Origin of the sequence: Streptomyces sp. NPDC059248 (assembly GCF_042753905.1) — a bacterium.
GTDB lineage: Bacteria > Actinomycetota > Actinomycetes > Streptomycetales > Streptomycetaceae > Streptomyces.
Window position 1 is genome coordinate 1 of the sequence record NZ_JBHYZV010000106.1, and the last position, 21,149, is coordinate 21,149.

At 72.5% G+C, this 21,149-nt stretch carries 21 protein-coding genes and 2 tRNA genes; 8 read left to right on the forward strand and 15 right to left on the reverse strand.

Translation table 11 applies throughout. From position 1 onward, the window contains the following. Nucleotides 1-119 precede the first annotated feature (119 nt). Nucleotides 120-192 (reverse strand) — tRNA-Thr (locus tag ACFXG1_RS30080). Between the two features lie 493 nt (nt 193-685). Between ACFXG1_RS30080 and ACFXG1_RS30085 the strand changes: the two genes are divergently transcribed. The 3 genes from ACFXG1_RS30085 to ACFXG1_RS30095 all read left to right on the forward strand — a co-directional run bounded on the left by ACFXG1_RS30085 (nt 686) and on the right by ACFXG1_RS30095 (nt 3,291). Beyond that, nucleotides 686-1,906 carry an amidohydrolase family protein gene (locus tag ACFXG1_RS30085; RefSeq protein ID WP_384712503.1) on the forward strand — a complete coding sequence of 407 codons (1,221 nt, stop codon included), beginning with the start codon at nt 686-688 and terminating at the stop codon, nt 1,904-1,906. A 118-nt stretch (nt 1,907-2,024) separates the two neighbouring features. Continuing rightward, nucleotides 2,025-2,681: an SDR family oxidoreductase gene (locus ACFXG1_RS30090; RefSeq protein WP_384712500.1), complete on the forward strand. Its 657-nt coding sequence runs from the start codon at nt 2,025-2,027 to the stop codon at nt 2,679-2,681. 61 nt (nt 2,682-2,742) lie between these two features. Further along, nucleotides 2,743-3,291, forward strand: a complete 549-nt coding sequence (locus tag ACFXG1_RS30095; protein ID WP_384745400.1) for a GyrI-like domain-containing protein — start codon at nt 2,743-2,745, stop codon at nt 3,289-3,291. 86 nt (nt 3,292-3,377) lie between these two features. On the opposite strand, the gene ACFXG1_RS30100 is transcribed toward ACFXG1_RS30095, so the two are convergent. After that, a tRNA-Tyr gene (locus tag ACFXG1_RS30100) sits at nt 3,378-3,459 on the reverse strand. A gap of 211 nt (nt 3,460-3,670) precedes the next feature. Between ACFXG1_RS30100 and ACFXG1_RS30105 the strand changes: the two genes are divergently transcribed. The 3 genes from ACFXG1_RS30105 to ACFXG1_RS30115 all read left to right on the forward strand — a co-directional run bounded on the left by ACFXG1_RS30105 (nt 3,671) and on the right by ACFXG1_RS30115 (nt 5,737). Beyond that, on the forward strand, nt 3,671-4,159 hold the full coding sequence (locus ACFXG1_RS30105; RefSeq protein ID WP_384712497.1) for a YajQ family cyclic di-GMP-binding protein: 489 nt from the start codon (nt 3,671-3,673) through the stop codon (nt 4,157-4,159). 262 nt (nt 4,160-4,421) lie between these two features. Beyond that, nucleotides 4,422-4,988, forward strand: a complete 567-nt coding sequence (locus ACFXG1_RS30110) for a methylated-DNA--[protein]-cysteine S-methyltransferase (RefSeq protein WP_384712494.1) — start codon at nt 4,422-4,424, stop codon at nt 4,986-4,988. Beyond that, nucleotides 4,985-5,737 carry an alpha-ketoglutarate-dependent dioxygenase AlkB family protein gene (locus ACFXG1_RS30115; protein WP_384712491.1) on the forward strand — a complete coding sequence of 251 codons (753 nt, stop codon included), beginning with the start codon at nt 4,985-4,987 and terminating at the stop codon, nt 5,735-5,737. The genes ACFXG1_RS30110 and ACFXG1_RS30115 overlap by 4 nt, the downstream gene beginning before the upstream one ends. Nucleotides 5,738-5,769: 32 nt before the next feature. Here the strand turns inward: ACFXG1_RS30115 and ACFXG1_RS30120 are convergent, their stop codons facing one another. The 13 genes from ACFXG1_RS30120 to ACFXG1_RS30180 all read right to left on the reverse strand — a co-directional run bounded on the left by ACFXG1_RS30120 (nt 5,770) and on the right by ACFXG1_RS30180 (nt 18,017). Beyond that, the gene (locus ACFXG1_RS30120; RefSeq protein WP_384712488.1) at nt 5,770-6,039 is read right to left on the reverse strand and encodes a GlsB/YeaQ/YmgE family stress response membrane protein; all 270 of its coding nucleotides are present in this window, start codon (nt 6,037-6,039) and stop codon (nt 5,770-5,772) included. Nucleotides 6,040-6,378: 339 nt separating this feature from the next. Further along, complete coding sequence (locus ACFXG1_RS30125; RefSeq protein ID WP_384712485.1) at nt 6,379-6,771, reverse strand: YccF domain-containing protein; 393 nt, start codon at nt 6,769-6,771, stop codon at nt 6,379-6,381. Beyond that, on the reverse strand, nt 6,768-7,625 hold the full coding sequence (gene htpX / locus ACFXG1_RS30130; RefSeq protein ID WP_384712482.1) for a zinc metalloprotease HtpX: 858 nt from the start codon (nt 7,623-7,625) through the stop codon (nt 6,768-6,770). The genes ACFXG1_RS30125 and htpX overlap by 4 nt, the downstream gene beginning before the upstream one ends. Nucleotides 7,626-7,789: 164 nt before the next feature. Next, a complete protein-coding gene (locus ACFXG1_RS30135) occupies nt 7,790-9,394 on the reverse strand; it encodes an NADH-quinone oxidoreductase subunit N (protein WP_384745390.1) in 1,605 nt (534 codons plus the stop codon). Further along, nucleotides 9,391-10,974, reverse strand: coding sequence for a NuoM family protein (locus tag ACFXG1_RS30140; protein ID WP_384713117.1), 1,584 nt, complete (start codon nt 10,972-10,974; stop codon nt 9,391-9,393). The genes ACFXG1_RS30135 and ACFXG1_RS30140 overlap by 4 nt, the downstream gene beginning before the upstream one ends. A 3-nt stretch (nt 10,975-10,977) precedes the next feature. Beyond that, nucleotides 10,978-12,990 carry an NADH-quinone oxidoreductase subunit L gene (locus tag ACFXG1_RS30145; protein WP_384745392.1) on the reverse strand — a complete coding sequence of 671 codons (2,013 nt, stop codon included), beginning with the start codon at nt 12,988-12,990 and terminating at the stop codon, nt 10,978-10,980. Further along, nucleotides 12,987-13,388, reverse strand: a complete 402-nt coding sequence (nuoK, locus tag ACFXG1_RS30150; RefSeq protein ID WP_384713114.1) for an NADH-quinone oxidoreductase subunit NuoK — start codon at nt 13,386-13,388, stop codon at nt 12,987-12,989. Before nuoK ends, ACFXG1_RS30145 begins: the two co-directional genes overlap by 4 nt. Continuing rightward, a complete protein-coding gene (locus ACFXG1_RS30155) occupies nt 13,388-14,095 on the reverse strand; it encodes an NADH-quinone oxidoreductase subunit J (protein WP_384713111.1) in 708 nt (235 codons plus the stop codon). Before ACFXG1_RS30155 ends, nuoK begins: the two co-directional genes overlap by 1 nt. Next, a complete protein-coding gene (locus ACFXG1_RS30160) occupies nt 14,092-14,757 on the reverse strand; it encodes a 4Fe-4S binding protein (RefSeq protein ID WP_384713108.1) in 666 nt (221 codons plus the stop codon). Before ACFXG1_RS30160 ends, ACFXG1_RS30155 begins: the two co-directional genes overlap by 4 nt. A 2-nt stretch (nt 14,758-14,759) precedes the next feature. Next, nucleotides 14,760-15,725 carry an NADH-quinone oxidoreductase subunit H gene (locus ACFXG1_RS30165; protein WP_384745395.1) on the reverse strand — a complete coding sequence of 322 codons (966 nt, stop codon included), beginning with the start codon at nt 15,723-15,725 and terminating at the stop codon, nt 14,760-14,762. Then, nucleotides 15,722-16,933, reverse strand: a complete 1,212-nt coding sequence (locus ACFXG1_RS30170; RefSeq protein WP_384745397.1) for an NADH-quinone oxidoreductase subunit C — start codon at nt 16,931-16,933, stop codon at nt 15,722-15,724. The genes ACFXG1_RS30165 and ACFXG1_RS30170 overlap by 4 nt, the downstream gene beginning before the upstream one ends. Continuing rightward, a complete protein-coding gene (locus ACFXG1_RS30175; protein ID WP_384712405.1) occupies nt 16,930-17,616 on the reverse strand; it encodes an NADH-quinone oxidoreductase subunit B in 687 nt (228 codons plus the stop codon). Before ACFXG1_RS30175 ends, ACFXG1_RS30170 begins: the two co-directional genes overlap by 4 nt. Further along, entirely contained in the window at nt 17,607-18,017 is a 411-nt protein-coding gene (locus ACFXG1_RS30180; protein WP_384712402.1) for an NADH-quinone oxidoreductase subunit A, read from the reverse strand. The genes ACFXG1_RS30175 and ACFXG1_RS30180 overlap by 10 nt, the downstream gene beginning before the upstream one ends. 181 nt (nt 18,018-18,198) lie before the next feature. Between ACFXG1_RS30180 and ACFXG1_RS30185 the strand changes: the two genes are divergently transcribed. Continuing rightward, the gene (locus ACFXG1_RS30185; RefSeq protein ID WP_384712417.1) at nt 18,199-19,524 is read left to right on the forward strand and encodes a sensor histidine kinase; all 1,326 of its coding nucleotides are present in this window, start codon (nt 18,199-18,201) and stop codon (nt 19,522-19,524) included. A 252-nt stretch (nt 19,525-19,776) separates the two neighbouring features. After that, a complete protein-coding gene (locus tag ACFXG1_RS30190) occupies nt 19,777-21,105 on the forward strand; it encodes a sensor histidine kinase (protein ID WP_384712414.1) in 1,329 nt (442 codons plus the stop codon). Nucleotides 21,106-21,149 lie beyond the last annotated feature (44 nt).

Sequence of the window (21,149 nt, forward strand, 5' to 3'; positions counted from 1 at the left end):
CGGTGACCGGACTTGAACCGGTGACACAGCGATTATGAGCCGCTTGCTCTACCGACTGAGCTACACCGCTGCGATACCGGATTCCCCGCCCCGCGAGGGGCGGGGGTCTCCGACATCTGAGCCCCAATACGGAATCGAACCGTAGACCTTCTCCTTACCATGGAGACGCTCTACCGACTGAGCTATTGGGGCGAGCGATGAAGACATTACACGGTCGGTCGCCGTTCGCCCAAATCCGTTTCGTCGTACCCGTCCCGTACGTGCCGCACACCTCTCCCGTACCCCCCTTCCCACGCGGCGGAGCCCGGTTCCGGCCGCCCGCGCGAGGGCCGCGAAGCCCGGGCGTGCCGGTGCCCGCGCCGGTGCCGCCCCCCGGCGCGGGCGCCGCTCCCGGGGCCGGAGGGGACCCCTCCGTACGGCCTCCGGCACGTCCCGCCCGCCCGATACCGCGCGGCCCGCCGCACTCGTCTCCCCGCACGGCGGCCGGCGGCCGCCGTCGCTCCCGTACGCCACACGTGGCCACGCCGGTACGACTATTGCGCTCCTCCGCGAAGCGGGCCCCCGCCGGCCCTAGGCTCGACCCACGCCGCGTGATCTTCCTCTCGTTCCCGCACGGCTCACGCGGTCGGCCCGGTCCGCAGGAGATCCCCAGGGGCCCGACCCATCCGTGACGCACAGGAGCGCCATGCCCGACAGCCAGCCGCGGCCTCCCGACGGCGCGACCGCCGACTCCTCCGCGCTGCTGCTGTGCGGCGCCCGGCTCACGGACGGCCGCACGGTCGATGTACGGCTCGGCGGCGGCCGGATCGAGGCCGTCGGGACGGCGGGCAGCCTCGCGCCCCACTGCTCCCGGGTCGACCTCGCCGGCTATCTGCTGCTGCCCGCGCCCGCCGAACCCCACGGCCACGGCGACACCGCCCTGACCGCCGACGCCGTCGGGCCGGTCTCGTACGAGACGGACGACGTCCAGCGGCGCGCCACGGAGGCCGCGCTCCTCCAGCTCGGCCACGGCGCGACGGCACTGCGGTCGCATGTACGGATCGGCGACGTCCAGGGCCTGGGCCCGCTGGAGGCGGTCCTCCAGGCGCGCCGCTCGTTGCGCGGGCTGACCGATCTCACGGCGGTGGCCGTACCGCGGCTGCTGACCGGGCTCGCGGGCGCGGACGGGCTCGCGATACTGCGGGACGCGGTGAAGATGGGCGCCGCCGTGGTGGGCGGCTGCCCGGACGCCGACCCCGACCCGACCGGCTACGCGGAGGCACTGCTGGAGGTCGCCGCCGAGCACGGCTGCCCGGTCGATCTGCACACCCACGGCGACGACCCGGCCCGGCTCGCCCGACTGGCGGCGATGGCGGGCGGGGTACGGCCCGGGGTGTCCGTCGGCCCCTGCGCGGGCCTGGCCCGGCTGCCCCACCCGGTCGCCGCGCGCGCCGCCGACCGGCTCGCGGCGGCCGGGATCACCGTCGTCTGTCTGCCACAGGGCGGCTGCGGTGTGATGGAGCAGCGGGGCACCGCCCCCGTACGGCTGCTGCGGGCCGCCGGGGTACGGGTCGCGGCGGGCAGCGGGGCGCTGCGGGACGTGTCCAATCCGGTGGGGCGGGGCGATCCGCTGGAGGCCGCGTATCTGCTGGCGTCCCGCGACGGGCTGCGCGCCGAGGACGCGTACGCGGCGGTCGCGGCGGTGGCACGGGACGCGATGGGTCTGCCGGAGGTACGGGTGGAGGCGGGGTTCCCGGCCGAGTTGCTGGCGGTGCGGGGCGAGCGGATCTCGGGGGTGCTGTCCCTGGCGTACAGCCGGATCGTGATCCACCGGGGCCGGGTGGTGGCCCGGACGAGCGCCGTACGCGAGTACTGCGACTCGGCCGTCGCAGTCGCCCTGGAACTCCCCCGCCAGGGCCGCCCCTAGGGTTTTTCCTTCGGGTCTCACCGGGCCGGGTCCCGCCGGGCCGGACCTGGCCGAAAGGGGGTGGGCCGGGGGTGGCGCGGCCGGGCGGGACGGGCGCTTCGGGCGTACGGTCGGGGGCATGCGCATTGTGATCGCTGGAGGACACGGTCAGATCGCCCTGCGGCTGGAGCGGCTGCTCTCGGCGGGCGGACACGAGGCGGTGGGCCTGATCCGCTCACCGGGCCAGGCCGACGATCTGCGGGCCGCCGGGGCCGAACCGGTGGTCCTGGATCTGGAGTCGGCCGGGGCCGACGAGGTCGCCGAGGTGCTGCGGGGCGCCGACGCCGCGGTGTTCGCGGCGGGCGCCGGGCCCGGCAGCGGTATCCCCCGCAAGGACTCGGTCGACCGGGGAGCCGCGGTGCTCTTCGCGGACGCGGCCGAGCGGGCCGGTGTCCGCAGGTTCGTCGTGATCTCGTCGATGGGCGCCGACTCCGGGCACCCGGGCGACGCCCAGTTCGACGTGTATCTGCGGGCGAAGGGCGCGGCGGACGACGACGTCAGGGCGCGGTCCGGTCTGGACTGGACGATCCTGCGCCCGGGTGCCCTCACGAACGACGCGGGCACCGGTCTCGTACGGCTGGCGGCTTCCACCGGCCGGGGGCCTGTGACCAGGGACGATGTGGCCGCGGTCCTGGTGGAGCTGCTGGAGACCCCGGCCACGGCCGGGCTGACGCTGGAACTGATCGGCGGCTCGGTCCCGGCCAAGGTCGCCGTGGCCGACGTCGCCGGGAACTGATCAGGGCGATGAGTCCGCGCCCCCGTGGAGGTCCTCCCCGTCATGACGCCTGAGAACCGCGATCCGAACATTCCCCCGCCCCCGCCCGTTCCCCCGCTCGCCCCCGCTCGCCCCCGCCGTCGCCGAACGCCCGGAGCAGCCGTACGTCTCCTTCCGGGCCTCGGTCCGGATGGACCAGTTCGCCGTCATCGCCGACCGGCTCGGCGAACTCATCGGCTGGGCGGCCTCCCGGGGCGCGGAGTTCGCCGGTGCGCCCTTCTTCCGCTTCCGTACGGTCGATATGGCGGGCGAGTCCGATGTGGAGGCGGGCATCCCCCTGGTGGCGCCGCTGACGCCCGAAGGGGACGTCCATCAGGGCACGCTCCCGGCCGGCCGCTATGTCACCGCCGTCCACACCGGCCACCCCGACCGGCTCTTCGACGCCATCGCGGACCTGCGTGCCTGGGCCGATCGCGAGGGGCTGGCCTGGGACATGACACCCCTGGACGGCGGGGCGGAGCGCTGGGGCTGCCGTCTGGAGTCCTATCTGACGGATCCCAACGCGGAGCCCGATATGGACAAGTGGCAGATCGAACTCGCCTTCCGCCTCGCGGACCCCCCGGCCTCCTGACAGCACGCTCCCGGCCCCACGGCCCACGGACACGTGAAAGCGGCCCCTGATCTGCGTTTCCGCAGAACAGGGGCCGCTTTCTCACGTGGCGGCGCCAGGATTCGAACCTGGGTAGGCTAAGCCGACGGATTTACAGTCCGCTCCCATTGGCCACTCGGGCACACCGCCATGGGAATCGCCGTGAACCTCGGAACGAGGATCGTTGAAGACCGCTTGTCGTGCGGTGCTCCGTGGCGACGACGTAAACGATACCCGATGTGCGGGGGTGCTCCGCCACCGGATTGATCAGCGCCTCAGGGGGTCGGGATGACTAGGCTTGCCCGAGTGGTCCGGGAGCCGGGCCACGTGATTCGCATCTCGATACAAGGAGCCACAGGACATGGCCGACTCCAGTTTCGACATCGTCTCGAAGGTCGAGCGGCAGGAGGTCGACAACGCCCTCAACCAGGCCGCGAAGGAGATCTCCCAGCGCTACGACTTCAAGAACGTCGGGGCGTCGATCGCCTGGTCCGGCGAGAAGATCCTGATGCAGGCGAACTCGGAGGAGCGGGTCTCCGCGATCCTCGATGTGTTCCAGTCGAAGCTGATCAAGCGGGGCATCTCGCTCAAGGCGCTGGACGCGGGCGAGCCGCAGCTCTCGGGCAAGGAGTACAAGATCTTCGCGTCGATCGAGGAGGGCATCTCCCAGGACAACGCGAAGAAGGTCGCGAAGATCATCCGCGATGAGGGCCCGAAGGGCGTGAAGGCCCAGGTGCAGGGCGACGAACTGCGGGTCAGCTCGAAGAGCCGCGACGACCTCCAGACCGTGATCGCCCTGCTGAAGGGTCAGGACTTCGAGTTCGCGCTCCAGTTCGTGAACTATCGCTGAGCCGCCCCCGGCCGGGAGCCGCCGGTCCGGCCGGGATGTCTCGCACGGGCCGGGCCGGGATCCCGGCCGGGGTGTCCGGCGCGAGTCCGGCCGGATCCCGGCCGGGCTTTCGCCGGCCGCCCGCGGTCAGTCCGCGCCGGCCGTCGGGAGCCGGTCCGTGCCGGGGCGACGCGGCGTCCGATTTCCGCCAGCGTGAGAGCCGCGGGCGGCGCAGACTCGGAGTGTGCATCAGTTGGAACCGCTCCGAGGAGAGGAACGAGCCATGGCCTCCGTCACGGCGACCACCACCGCGCCGTCCCCTGTCACCGCCCCGGCCGGGCCCGGTGTCCGGGTCTGGGCGACCGTCGGCAGTCCGCTGGGGGACGTCCTGCTCGTGGGGGCGCCGTCCACAACGGCCACCGGGGGCACGGCACTGGTGTCGCTCTCCCTGCCCGGCCAGAAGGGCGCCGCGACCGTCCGGGACGGCTGGCACCACGACCCCGGCGCCTTCACGCGGATCGCGGCCCAGCTCACCGCGTATTTCGAGCGCCGACTGACCGGGTTCACCGTCGAGTACGCCGACGAGGGCACCGACTTCCAGCGGCGGGTCTGGCGGGCGCTCGACACGATCCCGTACGGGACCACCACCTCCTACGGTGAGATCGCCCGCCGGATCGGTGCCTCGGGCGCCGCCGTACGGGCCGTGGGCACCGCGATCGGACGGAATCCACTGCTCGTGGTCCGGCCGTGTCACCGGGTCGTCGGGGCGGACGGCGCGCTGCGCGGATACGCGGCGGGTCTGGAACGCAAGGAACACCTCCTGGCTCTCGAGGGCGCGCCGCTGTCATGACGGCGCCGTACGACGGGGCGCTCTTCCCGAGGGAGACCTCGGTGATCGCGCCCGGCGCCGTCCATGTGCCGGGCTGGCTGTCGCCGGAGCGGCAGCGCGAGCTGGTGGCCGCCTGCCGGGAGTGGGGGCGCGGCCCCGTCCCGTACCGGCACACCCTGCTCCCCGGGGGTGGGGTGATGTCCGTCCGGACGGTCTGTCTCGGCTGGCACTGGCAGCCCTACCGCTACAGCCGTACGGCCGACGATGTGAACGGCGCCCGGGTGGCCGACGTCCCGGACTGGCTGGTGGAGTTGGGCCGTAGGGCGCTGGTGGCGGCCTACGGGCCGGCCGGGAAGCCCCAGGGGCCGGGCGGGAACCGGGCCGCCGGGCCGGAGCCCGCGTACACCCCCGACACCGCGTTGATCAATTTCTATGACGACACGGCCCGGATGGGGATGCACCAGGACAAGGAGGAGCGGTCGGGCGCTCCGGTGGTGTCCCTGAGCATCGGCGACAGTTGTGTCTTCCGCTTCGGCACCACCGCGTCGCGGGGCCGTCCCTATACCGATGTGGAGCTGTTCTCCGGGGACCTCTTCGTCTTCGGCGGGCCCGCGCGCTTCGCCTACCACGGGGTGCCGAAGGTGTATCCGGGGACGGCCGATCCCGCCTGCGGGCTGCGGCGGGGACGGCTGAACCTCACCCTGCGCGAGACGGGCCTGAGCGACCCGGAGCCGCGGGACCGGCGCTCACCGGGCCCCGCCTCCGGCTGACCGGGCGGGGGCCGGGCGGTGCTCCGGCGGGGTCAGCGTGAGCGGGAGTTGCCGAACAGCAGGCGGTAGCCGATCAGCAGCACCAGGGAGCCGCCTATCGCGGCCAGCCAGGTCGGTCCGTCGAAGAACTGCTTGCTGATGTCGCGGTCGAAGAACTCCGCCGAGATCCAGCCGCCGAGGGACGCTCCGACCACCCCGATGAGGGTGGTGATGATCAGACCGCCCGGGTCGCGGCCGGGCAGCAGCAACTTGGCTATGGCTCCGGCGAGCAGCCCGAGGACGATCCAGCCGAGAACGCTCATGCTGTGGACTTCCTTTCGTCCGTTGGTTCGCGACGGCGCGCGGGGCGCGGTCTCTCACCGGCGAAGACGCCGGGTGTCCGACCGGCAGTTGCGTACGGCCGGTGCGGTGGGACGCGTCTGTTACTCCCCAGTCAACGTGTCCGTGTCCCGCTTCTTTCCCGGACCCGGATGAATACACCCGTTCGAGTGACGAAGATCGGAACGAGCGGGGTGAGGTGCGGCACATGAGCGGGCCCGCCGTGATGCCGGACCGCGGGGCGGTGGCACACCGGGCGGGCCGGGGCTCGGATCGCCGGGCAGTACGCGTGCGCGGGTCAGCGGGCAGCGCGCGTGCGCGGGTCAGCGGGCGGCGAAGGGCTGGTCGGTCGGCACGATCTCCTTGCCCAGCGGCATCAGGGAGACAGGGATCAGCTTGAAGTTCGCGAGGCCCAGCGGGATACCGATGATGGTCAGGCAGAGGACGACACCGGTGACGATGTGTCCGAGGGCCAGCCACCAGCCCGCGAGGATCAGCCAGAGGACATTGCCCACACAGGACGGGGCGCCCGCGTCGGCTCGGTCGACGACGGTGTGGCCGAAGGGCCAGAGGGCGTAGACACCGATCCGGAAGGCGGCGATACCGAAGGGGATACCGATGATCGTGATACAGAGCAGGACTCCCGCGAGCAGGTAGCCCAGGAACATCCAGAATCCGCACAATATGAGCCAGATGATGTTCAGGACGGTCTTCATCGCTGTCTACCTGCCATCTCTTCGAGTCGGGCGATCCGCTCCGCCATGGGCGGATGCGTGGAGAACAGCTTGGCACCTTTGCCCGGCCGGAACGGATTGGCGATCATCATGTGGCTGGCGGTCTCCAGCCTGGGCTCCGGAGGAAGCGGCAGTTGCTTCGTACCGGCGTCCAGTTTGCGCAGGGCGCTGGCGAGCGCCAAGGGGTCGCCGGTGAGCTGGGCGCCCGAGGCATCGGCCTCGTACTCCCGGGAGCGGCTGACGGCGAGCTGGATGATGGCGGCGGCGACCGGGCCCAGGATCATGATCAGCAGCATCCCGAGCAGGCCGGGGCCGTCGTCGTCGGAGCGCCCCACGGGGATCAGCCAGGCGAAGTTGACCAGGAACATCACGACGGAGGCGAGGGCTCCGGCGACGGACGAGATCAGGATGTCGCGGTTGTACACATGGCTCAGTTCGTGGCCGATGACTCCGCGCAGCTCGCGCTCGTCGAGGATCTGGAGGATGCCTTCGGTGCAGCACACGGCCGCGTTCCGCGGATTGCGGCCGGTCGCGAACGCGTTCGGCGCCTGGGTCGGGGAGATGTACAGCCGGGGCATCGGCTGCCGGGCGGCCGTGGACAGCTCACGGACCATGCGATAGAGCGCCGGGGCCTCGAATTCGCTCACGGGGCGGGCCCGCATCGCGCGCAGGGCCAGCTTGTCGCTGTTCCAGTAGGCGTACGCGTTCGTCCCGAGCGCCACGACGAGCGCGACGATCAGCCCCGTACGGCCGAAGAGACTGCCGATGACGAGGATGAGTGCGGACAGTCCCCCGAGGAGTACGGCGGTCTTCAGCCCGTTGTGCCGGCGGTGCACGCTACGCCCTCCTGGTGGTGCGGCGGGGAACCCCTCTGCTGGTGGGTGCTCCACTTTCCAGTGGACCCTTCTGTACTGGTCAACGCCAGGCGAAGGGGGCGAGTTCCCCGGCGCTCCGGGGGCGCCGGAGGGCCGATCGGGTGAGGGCCGGGCGGCGGGGCCGGTCAGAACAGGTGGGTGGCCGCGAAACGGAGGACGAGCTGGGGGTAGCCGGAGAGGACGACGCCCGCGGCGGCGGTCAGGGCGATCGCGACGGCGTAGGGGGCGGGTACGGCGATCGGCGGGACGGCCGCGGCCGCCGCGGCGGCCGGGCCGGGGACGGGGGCACCGGTCTTCCCGGGTGCCGTTGCCGGGGCCGTTTCCGGCGCCGTTGCCGGGGCCTTCTCCGGGGTGATGAAGAGGAGGGCGGTCCAGCGGAGGTAGTAATAGAGCCCGATGGCGACATTGACGCCCATGACGACGGCCAGCCAGCCGAGACCGGCGTCGACGGCCGAGGAGAAGACCGTCACCTTCGCGAAGAGGCCGATAACGCCCGGAGGCAGTCCGGCCAGGCAGAGCAGGAAGAAGCCCAGGGCGAGGGCGGCGAGGGGGCTGGTGGCGTACAGGCCGCGGTAGTCGGCGAGCCGGTTGAGCCGGTGGACGCGGGCGACCAGGGCGACCACCGCGAAGGCGCCGAGGTTCACGACCGCGTACATCAGGGCATAGGCGACGGTGGCCCCGATCTGGTCGTCGCCGGTGTACCCGGCGGCGGCGATCGGGACCAGGATGAAGCCCGCCTGGGCGACGGACGACCAGGCCAGGAGGCGTACGGCGCCGAGGGCGCGGTCGGCCCGCTGGCGTACGGCGGCGACATTGCCCGCGGTCATGGTCACGGCCGCCAGGACGGCGATCGCCGGGCCCCAGACGTCGGCGTGGCGCGGGAAGGCGATCACGGTGACGAGGACGAGGCCGGAGAAGCCGACGGCCTTGCCGACGACCGAGAGGAAGGCGGCGACGGGCAGCGGCGCGCCGACATAGGTGTCGGGGACCCAGAAGTGGAACGGGACGGCGGCGGTCTTGAAGGCGAAGCCGACGAGAGTGAGGGCGACGCCGGTCCGCAGGAGGGTGTCGAGGTCTCCGGGGACGTCCGCGGTCGCGATCCGGGTGAGGTGGAGGCTGCCGGTCGAGGCGTAGACGAAGCTGACGCCGAGGAGGGTGACGGCGGTCGCGGTGACCGAGGTCAGGAAGAACTTGAGGGCCGCCTCACTGGAGCGGCGGTCGCCGCGGCGGAGGCCGACGAGGGCGAAGGCCGGCAGGGACGCCACTTCGAGGGCGACGACGAGGGTCGCCAGGTCGCGGGAGGCGGGCAGCAGGGCGGCTCCGGCGGCGGACGACAGCAGCAGGAACCAGAACTCCCCGGCGGGAAGCGCGCGACGGGTCTCGCGCAGGGAGAGCAACGCCGTCAGCAGGGCGCCGCCGAGGACCAGGAGCTGGATCGCGACGGTGAAGAGGTCGGCGACATAGCTGCAGGTCGTGGCGTCGGTATTGAGGCAGAAGGTCCGCCGGCCGCCGTCGCGCAGCGGTACGAGGGCGGCGACGGCGGCGACCAGCCCGGCGACGGCACCGAGGCCGAGGAGGTTTTTGCGGTGCTCGGGTACGAAGAGGTCGGCGACGAGGATCAGCAGGCCGGTGACGGCCGCGATCACGGGGGGCGCGATGGTGACCCAGTCGACGTTCTGGACCAGGTTGACGACCCCGCCGTCGGCGGCGATGGGGATGTCGAGGGTCACGACGAGCCTCCCGAGAGGAGCTTCTGCACGGCCGGGTCGGTGAGGCCGAGGAGGACCGCGGGCCACAGTCCGGCGAGGACGGTGAGGGCGACGAGCGGGGTCCACGCGGCCAGCTCGTAGCCCCGGACGTCGGGGACGGCCTTGACGCCGTCGCCGATGGCGGCGGGGACACCCATGCAGACGCGGCGGACGACGATCAGCAGGTAGGCGGCGGTGAGGAGGGTGCCGATGCCGCCGATGACCATGAAGACGAGGAAGGCGGGGCGGTTGAGTCCCTCCGCCGGGTCGAAGGCGCCGAACAGGGCGAGCATCTCGCCCCAGAACCCGGCCAGGCCTGGCAGTCCGAGGGATGCCACGGCGGCGAAGGCGAGCAGGGCGCCGAGGCGGGGCGCGCGGCCGTAGAGGGCGGCGCCGGTGGCCCCGGCGAGGGTGTCGAGATCGGCGGTGCCGTACCGGTCCTTGACCGCTCCGACCAGGAAGAACAGCAGGCCGGTGATGAGGCCGTGGGCGATGTTGGCGAAGAGGGCGCCGTTGACGCCGGTCGGGGTCATGGTGGCGATCCCGAGGAGGACGAAGCCCATGTGGCCGACGGAGGAGTACGCGATCAGCCGCTTCAGGTCGCCGGACGCGCCTTCGCGGGCGAGGGCGAGGCAGGCGAGGGAGCCGTAGACGATGCCGACGGCGGCGAAGGCGGCGAGATAGGGCGCGAAGGTCCGCATGCCGTCGGGCGCGATCGGCAGGACGATCCGGACGAAGCCGTACGTTCCCATCTTCAGCAGGACTCCGGCGAGGAGGACGGAGCCGATGGTCGGGGCGGCGGTGTGGGCGGCGGGCAGCCAGCTGTGCAGCGGCCACATCGGGGTCTTCACCGCGAGCCCGATCCCGATCGCCAGAACGGCGATGACCTGCGTCGACGTACTCAGTCCCCGGCCGTTGTCAGTGGCGAGTGCCACCATGTCGAACGTGCCCGCCTTCAGGCCGATCAGCAGGAAGCCGAGCAGCATGACGACCGAGCCGAGCAGTGTGTAGAGGATGAACTTCCAGGCGGCGGCCCGCCGTTCCTCGCCGCCCCAGCGGGCGATGAGGAAGTACATCGGGACGAGCACCGTCTCGAAGGCCAGGAAGAACAGCAGCAGATCGAGGGAGGCGAAGGTGGCGAGCGTGCCCGTTTCGAGCAGGAGCACCAGCGCCACGAAGGCCTTCGGGGAGGCCCCCGCGGGCGGCTTGAAGTAGCTGTAGAGGGCGCAGAGGAAGGTCAGGAGCGCCGTCAGGACCAGGAGGGGCAGGGAGATGCCGTCGACACCGAGGTGGATGTGGACGCCGAGCGCCGGGATCCAGCTGATGTCCGTGACGGCCTGCATCCGCGACGGCTGGTCGTGGTCGAAGCCGGCGGCGAGGACGACGGCCGCGGCGAGCACGGCCCCGGTGATGGTGACGCCGTGGCGGAGTACGGCCTGTCCGGGGTCGCGGCCCCTTAGTCCGGGCGGTGCGGGCAGCAGGGCGGCGGCGGCCCCGGCGAGCGGGGCGACGACGATGAACGCGAGAAGGGCCTGCATCACGGACTCGCTGATATCGATCACGGCTCACGACCCCGCGTTGACGGTGGACAGGACGACGGCGGCGATCACCAGGACCGCGGTGCCCGCCAGCAGCCAGCCGACGTAGGTCTGCACATTGCCGGTCTGGGCGCGCCGGACGAGGCGTCCGAGGCCGTTGACGCCGAGGGCGGCGCCGCGGACGTAGGTCTCGACGACCTCGCGGTCGAGGAAGTGGACCAACCGGGCCGCCGCCGCGACCGGGCGGACGAACAGCACATGGGCGACGGCGTCGAGGTGGAAGCCGGACGCGGCGTGGCGGTGGAGGGGGCCGAGCAGTATCCGGCCGGGGTCCGCGGGGTCGGGTGCCGAGGCGATCGAGCCGTAGGCGGGGGTGTGGGCCGCGATGGCTTCGGCCTCGACGGTGGACGGCGGGGCGTCGGGGTGCGCTGCCCGGGCCGCGGCGGTGGCCTCCGCCGGGAGGGCGGCGGCGCGCGGGGCCCGGGAGCGCCAGGCGGCGTAGGTGAGCAGTCCGCCGATGACGGCGGCGCCGGTGCCGAGGACGGCGGTGGTCGCGGTGGGGGCGAGGTCGTGGTCGCCGAGCCAGCCGTCGAAGTAGCCGTAGGTGGCGCCGAAACCGAGGGAGGGGATCGCGAGGAGCCAGAGGACGGAGGTCATGGCGAGGGGTTCGCGGCCGTGGTCGGGGGCGTCGGCGCCGTGGCCGCGGAAGGCGAGCAGCCAGAGCCGGGCGGCGTAGGCGGCGGTGAGGAGGGCGGTGACGAGACCGGCGATCAGGATGATCCAGCCGACCGCGCCGGGGGCCGTGTCGGACTCGCCGAGCGCCGTGTGTTCGGCGGCGACGAGGACGGCTTCCTTGGAGAAGAAGCCCGCGAAGGGGGGTACGGCGGCGAGGGCGAGCAGGGCGACCGTCATCGTCCAGTAGGCGTCGGGGATCCGGCGGGCGAGTCCGCCCGTCCGGGACATGGCGGCCAGCGAGTTGGTTCCTGCGGCGTGGATGACGACTCCGGCGGCGAGGAACAGCAGGGCCTTGAAGGCACCGTGGGAGATGAGGTGGAAGACGGCGGCGCCGCGGTCGGCGACGGCCAGGGCGCCCGCCATATAGCCGAGCTGGCCGATGGTCGAGTAGGCGAGGACGCGTTTGATGTCGTCCTGGGCGAGGGCGGCGAGGGCGGAGCCGACCATGGTGACGGCGGCCATGACGGCGAGCACGGCGAGAGCCGCCGCGGAGGCGGTGAAGACGGGGAGGAGCCTGGCGATGAAGTAGATACCGGCGGCGACCATGGTCGCGGCGTGGATCAGCGCGGAGACGGGGGTCGGGCCCGCCATCGCGTCGGGCAGCCAGATGTGCAGCGGGAACTGCGCGGACTTGCCCGCGACGCCCGCGAGGAGCAGCAGCGCCACCAGGGTGGGGTGGTCGAGTCCGCCGGTGGCGACGGTGTCGAGGATGCCGGTGATCCGGAAGGTGCCCGCGTCGGTGGCGAGGGCGAAGAGGCCGATCAGAAAGGGGACGTCGCCCAGCTTGGTGACGAGGAACGCCTTCAGGGACGCGGCCCGCGCCTCGGGCGTCTCCCAGTAGTGGCCGACGAGGAAGTACGAGCAGATGCCCATGATCTCCCAGCCGACCAGCAGCACCATCAGGTCGCCGGAGTAGACGACGAGCAGCATCGCGGAGGTGAAGAGGGAGACCAGCGCGGCGTAGGAGGGGTAGCGGGGGTCCTCGCGCAGATAGGCGGTCGAGTAGATCTGCACACAGGACGCCACGACTCCGACGAGGACCGCGACGAGGACCGCGAAGCCGTCGAGGTAGAGGGCGAGGTCGATGGGGACGGACCCGGTGGGGGTGAGCCGGGTCGCCGCGGAGACGGGTTCGCCGCCGCCCTGGCGGACGGCGACGACGACCGCGAGGGCGGCCGAGGCCAGGATCGGGAGGACGGCCAGGGGGCGGACGAAGCCGGGGGCGGTACGGCCGATGAGCAGTCCGGCGACGGCGCCGATGAAGGGCAGGAGGGGGACGAGGACGGCGAGGGTGGTGGTGGTCACGCGGTGGCCTCGGCCTTCTGCGTCGCCGGGGCGGTGGCGCCGGGGGTGGCCGCGGCGCCGGCCGGGTCGGAGGTGTCGGGGTCGTCGCCGGGTCGCTCGGCGGTGTCGCGGAGCCGGTCGATGTCGGAGGATCCGCGGTTGCGGTAGACCATCAGCACGATCGCCAGGCCGATGCCGATCTCGGCGGCGGCGATGGCGATGGTGAAGAGGGTGAGCGCCTGCCCGGAGTGGAGGGTGTCGCGGAGCCAGACGTCGAAGGCGACCAGGTTGAGGTTGACGGCGTTGAGCATCAGCTCGACGGACATCAGGACGAGGATCGCGTTGCGGCGGGCGAGGACGCCGTAGACACCGACGCAGAAGAGGAGGACGGAGAGCACGGCGGGGTAGGCGAGGTGCATCAGTTCTCCCGTTCGGGCGCCGGTCCGGTGGCGGGCGGGGCGTTCCGGTCGTCCGCCGGGCGGCCGCCGGGCGCCGGGGCCGCTCCGTCGCCCGCCGCGTCCGTCCCCGTGCCGTCCGTGCCGGGGGCGTCGGGGGCGGTGCCGTCGGGGGTGTCGGACGCGCCTTCGGGGTGCCTGCGGGACAGCACGATCGCGCCGACGAGGGCGGCGAGCAGCAGGACGGAGAGCGCTTCGAAGGGCAGCACCCAGTGCCGGAAGAGGGCTTCGCCGGTGATGGAGGTGGTGCCCTGGGCGGGTCCTTCGAGGTCGATCCAGGTGGTGCGGAAGGCGTCCACGACCACCCAGACCAGGGCCACGGCCGCGGTCCCGGCGACGGCGAGCGCCACGGGCCGGTTGCCGGAGTCGGCGTCCGGGGACGGCCCGATGGGGGCCTTGGTGAGCATCAGCCCGAAGAGGAGGAGGACGACGACGGAGCCGACGTAGATGAGGACCTGGACCCAGGCGACGAACTCGGCGGTCAGCAGCAGGTATTCGACGGCGAGCCCGCCGAGCGCGACGACCAGCCAGAGGGCGGCGTGGACCAGGTGCCGGGTGGTGACGGTCATGACGGCGGCGCCGAGGGTGACCAGGCCGACGAGGAGGAAGGCGATCTCGATGCCCGTGGGCGAGAGGAAGCCCTGGGGCGCGGTGGCGGCGTACGGGATCATGCCGGGCCTCCTTCGCCGGGCGCGGCCGGGTTCCCGCCGGGGGCGCCGGGGGTCCCGGGGGCGCCAGGGTTGCCGGGGGCGTCGGGGTTGCCGGTTCCGCCGGGGCTGTCCGGGGTCTCGGGGGGCGCGGCGGCTTCCCGGGCGGCGGCCTGCTTCTCGGCCGTCTTCCGGGCGGCGGCGATCTCCTTGGGCTCCTCGGCCGCGGGGTCGAGGGCGGGCGGCGCGGGCACCGTCCACATCCACTCCCGGAGCTTGTCGCGCTCATGGGTGAGTTCACGGATGTCGGTCTCCGCGTACTCGAACTCCGGGGACCAGAAGAGCGCGTCGAAAGGACAGACCTCGATGCAGATACCGCAGTACATGCAGAGGGCGAAGTCGATCGCGAAGCGGTCGAGGACGTTACGGCTGCGCTCCCGGCCGCCCGGGGCCGCCGCCGGGATCGTCTCTTTGTGGGAGTCGATGTAGATGCACCAGTCGGGGCACTCCCTGGCGCACAGCATGCAGACCGTGCAGTTCTCCTCGAACAGTCCGATCACCCCGCGGGTGCGGGGCGGGAGGTCGGGCTGGACTTCGGGGTACTGCGCCGTGACGGTCTTCCGGGTCATCGTGCGCAGGGTCACGGCGAGGCCCTTGGCCAGGCCCGAGCCGGGGATCGGGGACACGGTCAGATCACCACCTTCACGATGCCCGTGAGGGCGATCTGGGCGAGGGCGAGGGGGACGAGGACGGTCCAGGCCAGCTTCTGGAGCTGGTCCTCCCGCATCCGCGGATAGGACACCCGGAGCCAGATCACGACGAACGCCAGGATCGCGGCCTTCAGCAGGGTCCAGACCCAGCCGAGTCCGTCGGCGCCGAACGGGCCGTGCCAGCCCCCCAGGAAGAGGACGGTGGTCAGCCCGCACAGCACGACGATCCCGGCGTACTCGGCGAGCAGGAAGAGCGCGAACCGCAGCCCGGTGTACTCGGTGTACGCCCCGAAGATGATCTCCGAGTCGGCGACCGGCATGTCGAACGGCGGGCGCTGGAGTTCGGCGAGACCGGCGACGAAGAAGACCAGGGCGCCCGTGATCTGCCAGGGCAGCCACCACCACTCGAAGGCGTCGAGGATGCCGACGAGGGAGACGGTGCCCGCGGCCATCGCCACGGAGGCGGCGGCGAGCAGCATCGGCAGCTCGTACGCCAGCAGCTGGGCGGCCGTACGCAAGCCGCCGAGGAGGGAGAACTTGTTGGCCGATGCCCAGCCCGCCATCAGCGACCCGAGCACGCCGACGCCCATCACGGCGAGGACGAAGAAGATGCCCGCGTCGATCACCTGGCCGACGGCGCCCTCGCCGGGCCCGATCGGAATGGCGAGCAGGACGAGGAGGTACGGCAGCAGGGCGACGGCGGGCGCGAGCTGGAAGACCCGGCGGTCGGCGCCGGCCGGGACGATGTCCTCCTTCTGCGCGAACTTCACCCCGTCCGCGACGAGCTGGGCCCAGCCGTGGAAGCCACCGGCGTACATGGGTCCGAGTCGGCCCTGCATATGCGCCATGACCTTGTGCTCGGTCTGCCCGATGATCAGAGGGAAGGCCAGGAACACGGCGAAGACGATCAGGAGCCGGACCGCGACGTCCAGAGCGTCGTTCACGCGGGGTCGCCTCCGGTGGTGTCGTCCGTCCCTTCGCCCTCGGCGGGCTCGGGGCGGTTCTGGTCGGTGGGGGGTTTCGGCGGTTTCCGGGACTCCGGGGACGCCGGGGGCTCCTCGGGCGGGGGCTCGGCGGCGGCCTCGGACCCGGTGCCTGACCCGGTGTCCTCGCCGTCGAAGGCGGGGCGGGCGTGGTGCCACGGCGCGTCGGCGCTACGGGTACGCGCGCCCTGTTCCCCGGAGCCGGAGCCCGGGCCTGAAGCCGGGCCGGAACTGGAACCGGGTCCCTGGTCCGTCGCGTCGCGCTCCGGCACGGCGGCCTGGCTCGCGGACCCGTCGGCGGCGCTCCGCGTCCGGCGCGGCGGCCGGGTCGAGGGCTCCGGTGCGGACGGCGCTTCAGGGGCGGACGGCGCGGCGGCCTGGCTCGCCGAGCCCTCCGTGACGCTCCGCGTCCGGCGCGGTGTCGTCGGAGTCGTCGGTGCCGGGGTGTGGGTCACGGCGGCGGCCGGCGGCGGCTGGCTCGCGGAGCCCTCGCCCGCGGTCCGGGTGCGCCGGACGGGCCGGTCGCCGGCCGCCGCCGCGCGGGGTGCGCGGGCCGGCCGGGAAGGTGCCGGGGGGAGCTGGCCCTTGAGGGGGCCCCATTCGTTGGGGTCGGGTACGCCGGGCGGGAGCATCTGCCGCCGCTTGGGCCCGCCGTGCCCGGCCGCGGCTTCCCCGGGCTCCTTGGCGCCGGGCCAGGCCTTGACGACCCGGGCCGCGAGCACGAAGTCCTTCCGCAGCGGATGGCCCTCGAAGTTGTCGGGCAGCAGCAGCGGTACGAGATGGGGGTGGTCGGTGAAGGCGACGCCGAACATCTCGTACGTCTCGCGTTCGTGCCACTCGGCCCCCGCGTAGACGCCGACGGCCGTCGGCAGGGCGGGCGCCTCGTGGGGCACGGTCGTCCGCAGCAGCAGCCGGCGGACCCGGTCGCCGGGCCCGGCCGGTACGGCCGCCACGTGCGCGCAGACCCGGAAGCCGGTGCCGGGCTCGTCGACGGCGCTCAGCCAGTCGAAGTAGGTGCAGCCCAGGGCGTCGCGGGCGGTTTCGAGGGCCGTGAGCCAGGCGCCGGCCGGGACGTCGACCGTGAGCAGGTCGTACGCGGACTCGGCGGTGGCGTCCGGCCCGAAAAGGTCGGTGACGGCGTCGGGAAGCCGGTCGTAGGGGCTGGTCATGTGACGTCCCCTCCCGTACCGGAACCGCCCGCGCCGGAACCTCCCGTACCGGATTCGCCCGTACCGGATTCGCCCGGTGCGGCGGGTGCGGCGGGCGGGGTGACGAGTCCGCTGCCGAGCTGGGCCGCCGTGGGGCGTCCCGCGTCGGCTCCGGAGCCGTACCGCTCCCCCAGCGACTCGCGGGCGATCTTCTCCTGGAGCTTGAGGATGCCCTGGAGCAGCGCCTCGGGCCGCGGCGGGCAGCCGGGTACGTACACATCGACGGGGATGATCTGGTCGACGCCCTTGGTGACCGCGTACGAGTCCCAGTACGGGCCGCCGCAGTTGGAGCAGGCACCGAAGGAGATCACGTACTTGGGCTCGGGCATCTGCTCGTACAGCCGCTTCACGGCCGGGGCCATCTTGTCCGTGACGGTCCCCGAGACGATCATCAGATCGGCCTGGCGGGGGCCGGGGGCGAAGGGGATCACCCCGAGCCGGATGAAGTCATGGCGGGACATCGACGCGGCGATGAACTCGATCGCGCAGCAGGCGAGCCCGAAGTTGAAGACCCAGAGGCTGTAGCGGCGGCCCCAGTTGAGGACGACCTTCATCGGCTCCGGCGCCAGCCTGGAGAGCGCCCCGAGCCGCTTGGGCTCCGGGAGGAGTTCCGGCGCACCGGAGGGGGACGGGGTCACGTCCATGTCAGGACGCCCTTCTTCCACGCGTACAGCAGTCCCACGGCCAGGAAGCCGAGGAAGATGAACATCTCCACGAGCGTCGTCGCGCCGTACCCGGGGGCGGCGAAGACCGTGGCCCAGGGGAACAGGAAGATCGAGTCGACGGCGAAGATCACGTACAGGAACGCGTAGACGTAGTAGCGGACCTGGGTGTGCGCCCAGCCCTCGCCGACGGGGTCCACCCCGCATTCGTAGGTGAGCAGCTTCTCCGGCGTCGGCACGACGGGCCGCAGCAACCGTCCGGCGCCGAAGGCGACGGCCACGAAGATCACACCGATCAGCGCGAGCAGTCCGACGACCGAATAGCTCGCGAAGTAGTCGTCGGCCCGTTCCACCGCGATTCCGACCACGGTCGATTCCGGCACGTCAGCCCCTCGCTCCCTGACCTCGTCCGATGGGAAAGCTCTCGGAATCCGAGTTCTGTACGCACGGGAGTCTAGGCCCTGTTAAAAGGAGGGTAAGCAGGTGCGTACGACGGAGGTGGGGATATCCCCACCGGGACCAGGCCCCTTACCCCCATGGCGCCGCCCCGTCCGGACAGGCAGGCTGGCAGGTATGACTGCCGGCCATCTCGTATCCGACACCGCCCAGGAGCCCGACGCGGCCCGCTTCGGCGGTTCCGCGTTCCGCCTCGGGGAGGCCGGGCCGTCCGTGTCCGGGCAGGGGGCGTCCGCACGCGGGCTGCCCGTGAAGGGAGACGCCCCGCTGCCGTCGCCCGGGTTCGCCTTCGGCGGCCGTACCTGGCGGGAGGTCTCCCACCTCCTGGCCAATCTGCCGCTGTCGATCCTGCACTTCGTCTACGCGACGGTGGCGATCGCCCTGGGCGCCGCCCTGTCGGTGACGGTGATCGGGCTGCCGCTCCTGGCGCTCGCGCTCTCGGGCGCCCGGCGGATCGGCCGCTCCGAGCGGGCCAGGGCCCGGAAGCTGCTGGGGATACGGGTCGAGGAGCCCAGCCCGCTGAGCGGCGCGCACCGGGACGGCGGGTTCCTCGCCTGGCTGCGGACGACGCTGAAGGACCCGGTCGGCTGGCGGGCGGTGCTGTACTGCGCGATCCGGTTGCCGTGGGGCATCGCGTCGTTCGTGGTGACGGTCGTCGGTATCGCCGTGGTCTGGCCCGTGCTCGGGTTCCTGGTCCGCGGTCTCTCCAACGCCGACCGGGGCATGGTGCGCGGGCTCCTGTCGCCCTCGGACGAGCTGGAGCGGCGGATCGCCGAGCTGGAGTCGGACCGCGGGGTCGTGGTGGACACGGCGGCGGCGGATCTGCGCCGGATCGAGCGCGATCTGCACGACGGCGCCCAGGCCCGGCTGGTCGCCCTCGCGATGGGGCTCGGGCTGGCGAAGGAGAAGCTGCTGGAGGACCCGGAGGCGGCGGCGACGATGGTCGACGAGGCCCACGGCGAGGTCAAACTGGCCCTCCAGGAACTGCGGGACCTGGCCCGCGGCATCCACCCGGCCGTGCTCACCGACCGCGGACTCGACGCCGCGCTCTCCTCCGTCGCCTCCCGCTGCACCGTCCCGGTGTCGGTCTCCGTCGAGCTGACGGAGCGGCCCGCGGAGGCGATCGAGGGCATCGCCTACTTCACCGTCTCGGAGCTGCTGCAGAACGTCAGCAAGCACTCCGGGGGCCGGTCGGCCTCCGTCGACGTATGGCGGGTGGAGCACCGGCTGATGATCCAGGTCACGGACGACGGGCGGGGCGGCGCCCGGCTGGACGGCGGTACGGGCATGGCGGGTCTCGCGGAGCGGCTGGGCGCGGTGGACGGGCTGTTCGTGCTGAACTCGCCGGTGGGCGGACCGACGACGGTCACGGTGGAGATCCCGTGGCGGAACCGGAACGCGCCGTCCGGGCGGGCGGGGCGGAAGCCGGCGTAGCGGGCGTTCTCCCCGATCCGCGGCCGTGGTCGGGCCGCCCGTGCCTTCGGAGACGCACGGGCGGTTTCACCCATGTACGGGCGGGTTCGCCCGCGGCCGGTTCTCCTCCGTGGGGGCGGTATCGCGTCACGACGGCCGAGGGTGGGGTTAACCCCCCTTCGAACAGGCCCATGACCACCATGGTGACCTCCCGGCCCCTCCCAGCATGCTGTTCTCATGACTGGAACCCGCCTCGTAGAACGGACGAACCCCATGGCCATGGAGCACCGACCCGGGCGGTACGACGAGCGCGCGGACCGGCGGCAGTTCGTGCCGGCGGTGCTCCGGGTGCCGTTCGAGGGGCGTACGTGGCGCGAGTTCTGGTACCTGATGCTGAGTTTCCCGCTCAGCATCGTCTTTTTCACCTTCTCGGTGACGGCGGTCTCCCTGAGCGCCGGACTGCTGATCACCTTCGTCGGGGTGCCGATCCTGGCGGCGAGTCTCGCGGCGTGCCGGGGCTTCGGCGCGCTGGAGCGCACCCGGGCCCGGCTGCTGCTCCGGCACCATGTGGACGCGCCCGCGCCGCTGCGGCCCCGTGCCAACGGGGTGATGCCGTGGATCGGGGCGGTGCTCAAGAACGGGGCGTCCTGGCGGCATCTGCTCTACACGCTGCTGCACTTCCCGTGGGCGGTGAGCGCCTTCACGGCGACGCTGACGATGTGGACCCTGGGCTGGTCGCTGATGGCGTACCCGCTGTGGATGTGGACGCTGACGGAGTTCGGTGACGAACCGGGGCTGCGGATCTACACCGACGGCGACACCCAGATCTTCCTGGACACGCCGTTCGAGATCGCCGCGACCTCGGCCGGCGGGCTGGCGCTGGTGCTGGTGACGGGCTGGATGATCAGGGGCTTCGCCTATGTGGACCGGGTCATGGTCTCCGGGCTGCTGGGGCCGTCCCGGCTGGCGGAGCGGGTGGTCGAGCTGGAGTCGGACCGCGGGGTCGTGGTGGACACGGCGGCGGCGGACCTGCGCCGGATCGAGCGCGATCTGCACGACGGCGCCCAGGCCCGGCTGGTGGCGCTGGCGATGGATCTGGGCCTGGCGAAGGAGAAGCTGCTGGAGGACCCGGAGGCGGCGGCGATGATGGTCGGCGAGGCCCACGGCGAGGTCAAGCTGGCCCTGCAGGAGCTGCGGGACCTGGCCCGCGGCATCCACCCGGCCGTCCTCACCGACCGCGGACTCGACGCCGCGCTCTCCTCCGTCGCCTCCCGCTGCACCGTCCCGGTCTCCGTGGACGTGGATCTGGAGTCCCGGCCCGCCCCGGCGATCGAGGGCATCGCCTACTTCACGGTCTCGGAGCTGCTGCAGAACGTCAGCAAGCACTCGGGGGCCCGTAAGGCGGGCGTCGAGGTGTGGCGGTCGGAGACCCGGCTGATGATCCAGATCACGGACGACGGGCGCGGCGGTGCCGATGTGACCGCGGGCAGCGGTCTCGCGGGGCTCGCGGAGCGGCTGGACGCGGTGGACGGGATCCTCGCGGTCGACTCGCCGGTGGGCGGTCCCACGACGGTGACGGCGGAGCTGCCCTGGCGCGGCTGAGCCGGGCGGTGCCGTGGACGGCGGCGGGCCCCACGGTAAAACTA